This window comes from Bartonella sp. TT110JLCBS (assembly GCF_042193405.1).
Classification (GTDB): Bacteria; Pseudomonadota; Alphaproteobacteria; order Rhizobiales; family Rhizobiaceae; genus Bartonella.
In genome coordinates this window covers 1-602 of record NZ_JBHILT010000266.1, presented here as the reverse complement: position 1 = coordinate 602, position 602 = coordinate 1, and the positions used below count along the sequence as shown (strand labels likewise).

Below are 602 nucleotides of genomic sequence, written 5' to 3'. Positions count from 1 at the left end.
GGACGTTGAAATCGTTGAGATAGATGTCCTCAACTTGGTGAGAAAATTCAATGGCGTCAATCAACTCGCAGACCATAAAAACAATATAGGATTATAAAAATGACAGTCCAAACAAGCATTACACATAAATTATTGATACCTGTTACTTTTGAAGGAAAAGAGCACACCACAATTACCTTACAGCGCCCCAAAACAAAAGATGTGCAAGCAATCGACAAAAAAGAAGGCATAGAGCAAACAATCGCTATGATCACACGCCTTTCTGAATGGCCGCATGAGGCTGTTGGAGAACTCGATATTAATGACTTGTCGAGCATTGGAGAGATTTTGGAGTCTTTTATCAAGCGGCGGGACACCTCGACTGGGAAACCGCCGCTAAACTCATAGCCGATATCGCCATTGTTTTTCATTGGTCTCTTCCGGACATGATGGAAATGGAACTACAAGAACTCATATTCTGGCGAAAACAAGCAGCAGAAAGGTATAAGACAAAATGAGTGAAAAAGTTGCTGATGCAAAGGTGAGATTGTCTCTTGAAGACAAACTCACCGCACCTCTCAAACATCTTCAAAAAAAATTCGATACATTGTCAAAAACACTCT

General features: G+C 40.5%; 3 protein-coding genes. All 3 read left to right on the top strand.

The genetic code is table 11. The features are described 5' to 3' along the window. On the top strand, nucleotides 1–97 hold a 97-nt coding region (locus ACFILW_RS10845; protein ID WP_375685836.1), incomplete at its 5' end, for a phage major tail tube protein. A 2-nt stretch (nucleotides 98–99) separates the two neighbouring features. Further along, entirely contained in the window at nucleotides 100–387 is a 288-nt protein-coding gene (locus ACFILW_RS10840; protein WP_375685835.1) for a phage tail assembly protein, read from the top strand. Between the two features lie 38 nt (nucleotides 388–425). Next, nucleotides 426–497 (top strand): GpE family phage tail protein, encoded by a 72-nt coding sequence (locus ACFILW_RS10835; RefSeq protein WP_339373813.1) that lies wholly within the window; start codon nucleotides 426–428, stop codon nucleotides 495–497. The last annotated feature ends 105 nt before the right edge of the window (nucleotides 498–602 follow it).